Origin of the sequence: Corynebacterium sp. AOP36-E1-14, from assembly GCF_052377495.1 — a bacterium.
Lineage (GTDB): Bacteria > Actinomycetota > Actinomycetes > Mycobacteriales > Mycobacteriaceae > Corynebacterium.
The window spans coordinates 1-6,621 of the sequence record NZ_JBQSWV010000051.1; the positions used below are offsets into that span (position 1 = coordinate 1).

Genomic DNA, 6,621 nt, shown 5'->3' on the forward strand with positions numbered 1-6,621 from the left:
CCGTCCCATGATCGTCACCACGACCAACAGCATCGAAGGCCGCGAGGTCGCCGAGTACCTCCGCGTCGTCTCCGGAGAGACCATCGCCGGCATCAACATGTTCAAGGACATCGGCGCCGGCTTCCGCAACCTCGTCGGCGGCCGGAGCAAGAGCTACGAGGGCGAGGTGACTCGGGCCCGGGAAACCGCAATCGGCGAGATGGTCCAGCGCGCCTCCGAGCTGGGCGCCCACGCCATCATCGGCGTCGACCTGGACTACGAGAACCTCGGCCAGGGCGGCATGATGATGGTCTGCGCCTCCGGCACTGCAGTGACACTGCGATAACCATCACCGACGGCGTCACGACATAGAGTGACAGTCGAGTTCGGAACACAGCCGCCCCGCGGCCTCAGCTCCGCACCCGCGTCGAGGCGGACATGACCCTCACGACCGCCCCTTCCTACGACGACGCCCCCGGCCCGCTCGAGCCGCCGGCGCTCCCGGCGGCCGAGCCGTCCCCGGAACCGTCCTCCCCCAGCACCGCGTCCATGAAGCGGCGCGCACCGTCATCGTCCAGCGCCGCGCGGATCCACGTGTCCCAGTCGTGCGCGCCGAGGAGGTCGTAGCGGTAGTGCACGTTGTCCATGCCGCGCAATCTGGTGCGCAGCTCCAGTTCGCGGGTGAACACCATCGACCCGAACTCGAACGGACCACCCTCGAAGACCACCGCCAACGGGTCGGGCCCCAGGTTGCCCAGGTTCGGCACCCCGCTGGCGGCGTTGACCATCACCGGCATCGTCAGGTTCTCCAGGCGCAGCGTGGGATTGTTGTCCTTCACGCTGTCACCCGACGCCCACGGCACGGCGTGGTGTTCGGAGCGTCCGCGCGCGGAGATGTCCACTACCGCCTTCTGCGCGGGCATGCCGGGGTCGTAGAGCCCGCTCATCGCCCACACCGCGTTGTACTGCCCCGGGTACTTCGACGCCAGGTTCATCGCCCCGTACGCCCCGGAGCTCAGCCCGGCCACACCGGTGCTGCCGCGTCCACCGTCCGGCACGCCGAAGGTGCCTTCCAGGTAGTCGGGCAGTTCCTCGGCGACGAAGGTCTCGTAGCGCACGGCGTCCACGTCGTCGAAGTCCTGCGTCCAGGTCCACGGGTCCATCACGGGGAAGACCAGGGTGGCGTCGTCGTCGGCGAGTTCGCGGTGCACCTTGATGGTGCTCAGCCAGCCGTTGGAACCGCTGTTGTTCGCCCCGTCGAGGAACGTGGCGACCTCCCTGCTCCCCGCCCTCAGAGACGGCCTGACCAGCACAGGGATGTCCCTGTCCATGGCCTCGGAGTGGGCGGTGCAGCGCAGGGCGTCGGACGCCGCGATGCGCGTGCACCCGTCCGGCGAGATGCGCGGCGCGGCCGCCGCGGCGTCCGACGCATCGGCGGCGGGGTCCGCCGCAACCGGCGGCGCGAGGGTGACGAACACGGCGATCGACACGACCAGGGCGGAGAGGGACGTCCTGCGGGATGTCTTCATGGTGAGAGGCACAGTGAGGATCCTGGGGAAGAAGAGGAGAGGAGGAGAGTTACCCCTGGGATCCTACGAACGCCGCGACACCGGCGCGACCGGAAGAGTCAGATTCGAGTCAGATCCGGTCCATGAAGGTGTACGTGTTGCCCTGCTCGAAGGACGCCCGACGCCAGGTGTCCCAGGCGTGGGCACCGATGATGTCGTAGTGGAACTCGATGTTGTCGCGTCCGGCCAGGGCGGCGCGCGCCTGGAACTCCGCGGTCATCACCATCGAGCCTGCCTCGAACGGCCCGCCGCGCACCACCGTGGCCACGGGGTCGGGGCCCAGGTCGCCGGCGAAGTTCGTGATGCCGGTCGACGCACTCACGATGACCGGCATGGTCAACGCGTCGATGTTCAGCGTGGGGTTGTTCTCCGCGCGCACCTGTTCATTGGCCCACGGGGCCTCCTCGTTGCCGCTGTTCAGCGTGGAGGTGCCGTCGATCACGGCGCGCTGCACGGGCATGCCCGGGTCGTAGAGCCCGCTGAGCGCGTACACCGAGGAGTACATGTCCGGGTGCTTCGCGGCCAGGTTCATCGCCCCGTACGCCCCGGAACTCAGCCCCGTCACACCGGTGGTGCCGCGTCCACCGTTCGGCACGCCGAACTCGGACTCCAGGTAGTCGGGCAGTTCCTGGCTCATGAAGGTCTCGAACTGGGCGGCGGGCACGCCGTCCCAGTCCTGCACCCAGCTCCACGGGTCCATGGCGGGGAAGACCAGCGTGGCGTCCTCGCCGTCCAGGGCCTCCAGTGCCCCGCCGGCGGTGACCCAGCCGTTGGTGTCGGTGGAGTCCGCACCGTCGATGAACTGGGCGACCTTCGGGTTACCCTCGGTGTGGGAGGGGCGTACGACCACGTTGAAGTCGCGGTCCATCGACTCCGAGTGCACAGAGCACGACAGCGCGGCGGTGTCACCGTAGGGCGTGCAGCTCTCCGGGTCGGCGGCGGCGTTCGGCGCCACGGCCACGGTCAGAGACGTCACCACGCCGGCGCTGAGGGCGAGGGCGGTGAGGCTCTTCTTCATGTTCTTCGGCTTCTGCAGCTTCTTCATTCGGGGAATCCTCCTGTCCGACGGCGACGCTACAAGGAGCCCTCGGGAAATAGCGATACCCCCGGGGGAATTGCCAGGGAACGCCAACATCATGCGTCACTGCAGTTCACAGCCATGACCATCAGTCACGGCACGGGTGATGCACGCGCCCCTACACTCGGGCCCATGAAGTTCCACGAGATCACCCTCCCGGTCCACGAGCCAGCGCGGTGGACCTCCTGGTTCGAAACCACCCTCCGCCGCCTCGGCGCCGCGCGTACCGGCGACACCGGCGACACCGTCCAGCTCGGCTGGACGGCACTGCGCTTCGCCGCCGGTGCGTCCGACCCCGCGGAACGGGGCCACCACCTCGCCTTCGCGATCCCCACCGGCACCATCGGGGACGCTGCGTCCTCCATCGTGGCCGACACCGGGCGGCCCCTGCTCGAACTCGACGACGACGGCACCACCGTCGTCGAGCGCGGCGGGAACTGGGCCAGCCATTCGGTCTACTTCGCCGGCCCGGAGAACTCCGTCTTCGAACTCATCGAGCACGCCGACCGACCTGTCCCACCCGCCCCGCAGGACGCGCAGGACGCCCCGACGCTGCTCGGCGTCGCCGAGATCGGCCGCGGCGTCACGGACGTGGCCGCCGCCGGCGACGACCTGGCAGGACGTCACGACGGGCGTCTCCCCCACGGTTTCGGGGATCCCGCACGCCGTGTGATCGCCGCCTACGGCGACATCGACGGCGCCGTCGTCCTCGCCCGCGACGACCGCCCGTGGTACCCGACCTCTGATGTTCTGCCCGCGACCGCCGAGGCGTCCTTCCGGGGAAGTAGCCCGGGGAATTAGATAAGGGAGAGAAAGAACCTCTGGACACCGGTCGGTAGCGTGCCCTACACTTCGCAGACATAAGCCACCCCTCACACGGAAGGATCCACCATGAGCATCTCCACCCGTCGTTTCACCCGCCTGTCGCGCACCGGCATCGCCGCCGTCGCTCTGGCCCCCGCCCTCGTTCTCGCCGCCCCGGCCGCCGTCGCCGACGAGACCGAGACCCCCACTGCCGACTCCTCCGCCCCGGCACTCTCCGACGACAGCGGCGAGGGCGAGGGCTCCTCCGAGGGCTCGCTGCCCGGCGACATCAGCTCCTCGGACGCCGCATCCTCGCTGGCCGACGCCGACTGGAAGGCCGTCGCCTCGATCCTGAGCGACGTGCTCGGCGGCGACGTGTCGCTGCAGACCATCCTCGACATCATCTCCGTGGTCAACGACGGTGACGCCACCGTCGGCGACGTGATCGGATCGGTCACCGGCTCCCTCGGCGGCGACGCCGGCGACAGCGACAGCGACGCAGGAGACGCCGACGCCGCCGAGTAGTCACCCGGCACGTCCTACCCCGCAGGGAGGTCACCGCACATGCGGTGTCCTCCCCTTTTCGTGCCCCGCACCGCCAGCGAGACCCTGGCCGATGCCTCATAACGGTGCGATGTATTCTTTGATGCATGCATTACAGACGCGAGAACCCGCCGGCGTGGATACCGGCGACACCAGAACGTTCGATCGCCGGCCGCGTCGCCGACGACCTCGCGTGCCAGATCGTCGAAGGAACCCTCGAGGCCGGGACCACCCTCACCGAGGTTGACGTCGCCACCCGCTGCGGTGTGAGTCGCACCCCCGTGCGCGAGTCCATGCTGCGCCTGCAGGCCTGGGGCCTGGTGCGCATCGCCCCGAAGAAGGGCGCCACCGTGACCGTGCCCACCGAACGCGAACGCCGTGAGCTGCTCACGGTGCGCTCCATGCTCGAGACCGACATCGTCCGACGCACCGCCGACGACCCCGCCGCCCGCACCCGCCTGGCCGGCCTGCTCGCCGACACCGTCGCCGAGCAGCGCGGCAGCACCGACGACCCCGAACGTTTCGCCGACCTGGACTTCGCCTTCCACTCGCACATCATCCACTTCGACGACAACCGCGTGGTCACCGAGATCTCCGGGCTGCTGGCCCCGCGTCTCGCACGGCTGACCTTCCTGGCCGTGCGCTCGATGGCCGGCAACCTCGACGCCGTCATCGACGAGCACACCGCCCTGACCGACGCGGTCTCCCGCGGCGACGTGAGCGCCTTCGAGGACCTCATCCAGGCGCACCTCACCGGGATGCACGGCCGTTACGAGGTGGCACGGTGAGCCCGAACCGCTTCTGGACGCTGCCCGTTCCCGCCGTCTTCCTCCTCGCATGGGGCGGCAACCACTTCACCCCGCTGCTGCACCTCTACGAGAGCCTCGGCGGTTACGTCGCCTGGCAGGTCAACCTGCTGCTGGGCATGTACGTGTTCGGCCTGATCCCGGGCCTGCTCGTCGCCGCGGCATTGTCGGACCGCCACGGCCGACGCCGCGTGATGCTCGTCGGTCTGGCCGCCGCCGCCCTCGGCAGCGTGATCCTGGCCTGCGGGATGACGTCCTTCACCGTCCTGTGCATCGGACGCCTGTTCGCCGGCGTCGGCGTGGGCGTGGGCATGTCCGTGGGCTCCAGCTGGATCAAGGAGCTCTCCGGCCGTGAGTACGACCCGGAGGCGAAGATCACCGCCGGCGCGCAACGCTCCTCGTTGACGATCACCCTGGGCTTCGCCATCGGTGCCGGGGTGACCGGCTGCCTGGCGCAGTGGGGGCCATGGCCTGCGGAGACACCGTACGTGCTGCACCTGCTGCTCTGCCTGGTCGCCCTGGTGCCCACGCTGCGCTGCCCGGAGACGGTGCGGGCGCGTGCCGCGTCCGACGCGTCCGACACATCCGGGCAGGACGCCCCGTCGCGTCCCTGGTGGGCCGACCTGCGCCTGTCGCCGGACGCCCGGCGTCCGTTCCTGCGCATCATCGTACCCGCCGCACCGTGGGTCTTCGCCGCGGCGGGCGTGGCCTACGCGGTGCTGCCGACCGTCTTCGAGCACCGTCTCGGCGACAACACCACCATCTTCGCCACCGTGCTGACGGTGCTCACCCTGGGTACCGGCTCGGCTGTCCAGCCCGCCGTCGGCTGGCTCAACCGGGTGACCCGCGGCCGTGCCCTGCCGACCGGACTGCTGCTGATCTTCCTGGGCATGGCGCTGGCCGCTGTGACGGCGGCGACGGGCAGTCTGCCGTTGGCCTTCGTCACCGCGGTGGTGCTGGGCGCGGCCTTCGGCATCTGCCTGGTGGCCGGGCTGCTGCTGGCCCAGGCGTTGGCCCGGCCGGACGAGCTGGCCGCGATGACCGGCATCTACCACTCGGTGGCCTACCCGGGGTTCCTGCTGCCCACGGTGCTCGCCGCGGTGACCGGCGGACAGGACTACGCGGTCTCGCTGGTCGTCGTCGCGGCCTGCGCCCTGGTGTGCGCCGGGGTGGTGGGGACGGGACTGTCCGCCTCGAGGCGCTAGGCGTACAACTGTGCGCTGCGGGTTTACCGTGGACGACGGTTCGGCGACACTGCTAGTCTGTGAACCCATCCACTTCACCGCATGAAAGTAGGGGCCATGACCCTCCCTCCCGTCTCCCGCCGCATCAAGGCGGGTCTCGCCGCCGTCGTCGTCACCCCCGCCCTCGTGTTCGCGCCCACCGCCGTGGCCGACACGCAGGACACCACCCCCACCTCCTCACTGCCCACCGACGTCACCGGAAGCCTGGGCGATCTGGGTGATCTGGGCAGCATCTCCGGCGGTCAGATCGGCACCGTGGTCACCGTCGTCACCGCCCTGCTGGACGCGGGCGTGAGCGTCGGTGACATCATCACCATTTTCACCGCCCTGCAGGATGCCGGGGTGAGCATCACCGACATCATCGCCGTATTCGCGTTCATCGCCAACACCCCGGGCGCCCTGGACCTCGTGCTGCGACTGATCGACGCCGGCCTCGTCGGCACGATCGTCGACCTGATCCCCTGATCTGACAGATCCTGCCCGGGCCAGGGCCCGGCACAGAGCAACCCCGCAGGTTGGTTCGACCAACCTGCGGGGTTGCTGCGTCCGCGCCGCTCCACGCCCGACACCGCCCTGCCCCTAAAAATGGTGGCACCGGA

General features: G+C 69.7%; 8 protein-coding genes. 6 read left to right on the top strand and 2 right to left on the bottom strand.

Translation table 11 applies throughout. The features are described 5' to 3' along the window. The first annotated feature begins 7 nt into the window (after window positions 1-7). Window positions 8-325 (top strand): YbjQ family protein, encoded by a 318-nt coding sequence (locus ACT3TD_RS14420; RefSeq protein ID WP_441579857.1) that lies wholly within the window; start codon window positions 8-10, stop codon window positions 323-325. A 115-nt stretch (window positions 326-440) separates the two neighbouring features. On the opposite strand, the gene ACT3TD_RS14425 is transcribed toward ACT3TD_RS14420, so the two are convergent. Continuing rightward, window positions 441-1,508 (bottom strand): alpha/beta hydrolase, encoded by a 1,068-nt coding sequence (locus ACT3TD_RS14425; RefSeq protein ID WP_301444042.1) that lies wholly within the window; start codon window positions 1,506-1,508, stop codon window positions 441-443. 109 nt (window positions 1,509-1,617) lie between these two features. After that, window positions 1,618-2,592 (bottom strand): alpha/beta hydrolase, encoded by a 975-nt coding sequence (locus ACT3TD_RS14430; RefSeq protein WP_301444043.1) that lies wholly within the window; start codon window positions 2,590-2,592, stop codon window positions 1,618-1,620. A 165-nt stretch (window positions 2,593-2,757) separates the two neighbouring features. Between ACT3TD_RS14430 and ACT3TD_RS14435 the strand changes: the two genes are divergently transcribed. The 5 genes from ACT3TD_RS14435 to ACT3TD_RS14455 all read left to right on the top strand — a co-directional run bounded on the left by ACT3TD_RS14435 (window position 2,758) and on the right by ACT3TD_RS14455 (window position 6,487). Continuing rightward, window positions 2,758-3,426 carry a hypothetical protein gene (locus ACT3TD_RS14435; RefSeq protein WP_301444044.1) on the top strand — a complete coding sequence of 223 codons (669 nt, stop codon included), beginning with the start codon at window positions 2,758-2,760 and terminating at the stop codon, window positions 3,424-3,426. A 90-nt stretch (window positions 3,427-3,516) separates the two neighbouring features. Continuing rightward, a complete protein-coding gene (locus ACT3TD_RS14440) occupies window positions 3,517-3,954 on the top strand; it encodes a hypothetical protein (protein WP_441579855.1) in 438 nt (145 codons plus the stop codon). Window positions 3,955-4,079: 125 nt separating this feature from the next. Further along, the gene (locus ACT3TD_RS14445; RefSeq protein WP_301444197.1) at window positions 4,080-4,760 is read left to right on the top strand and encodes a GntR family transcriptional regulator; all 681 of its coding nucleotides are present in this window, start codon (window positions 4,080-4,082) and stop codon (window positions 4,758-4,760) included. Next, window positions 4,757-5,983 (top strand): MFS transporter, encoded by a 1,227-nt coding sequence (locus ACT3TD_RS14450; protein WP_441579854.1) that lies wholly within the window; start codon window positions 4,757-4,759, stop codon window positions 5,981-5,983. Before ACT3TD_RS14445 ends, ACT3TD_RS14450 begins: the two co-directional genes overlap by 4 nt. A gap of 96 nt (window positions 5,984-6,079) precedes the next feature. Beyond that, window positions 6,080-6,487, top strand: a complete 408-nt coding sequence (locus tag ACT3TD_RS14455) for a hypothetical protein (RefSeq protein WP_441579853.1) — start codon at window positions 6,080-6,082, stop codon at window positions 6,485-6,487. Window positions 6,488-6,621: the final 134 nt, after the last annotated feature.

Coding starts and splice junctions, on each gene's coding strand:
- ACT3TD_RS14420 (WP_441579857.1), top strand. CDS start 8: ATGATCGTCACCACGACCAACAGCATCGAAGGCCGCGAGGTCGCCGAG.
- ACT3TD_RS14425 (WP_301444042.1), bottom strand. CDS start 1,508: ATGAAGACATCCCGCAGGACGTCCCTCTCCGCCCTGGTCGTGTCGATC.
- ACT3TD_RS14430 (WP_301444043.1), bottom strand. CDS start 2,592: ATGAAGAAGCTGCAGAAGCCGAAGAACATGAAGAAGAGCCTCACCGCC.
- ACT3TD_RS14435 (WP_301444044.1), top strand. CDS start 2,758: ATGAAGTTCCACGAGATCACCCTCCCGGTCCACGAGCCAGCGCGGTGG.
- ACT3TD_RS14440 (WP_441579855.1), top strand. CDS start 3,517: ATGAGCATCTCCACCCGTCGTTTCACCCGCCTGTCGCGCACCGGCATC.
- ACT3TD_RS14445 (WP_301444197.1), top strand. CDS start 4,080: ATGCATTACAGACGCGAGAACCCGCCGGCGTGGATACCGGCGACACCA.
- ACT3TD_RS14455 (WP_441579853.1), top strand. CDS start 6,080: ATGACCCTCCCTCCCGTCTCCCGCCGCATCAAGGCGGGTCTCGCCGCC.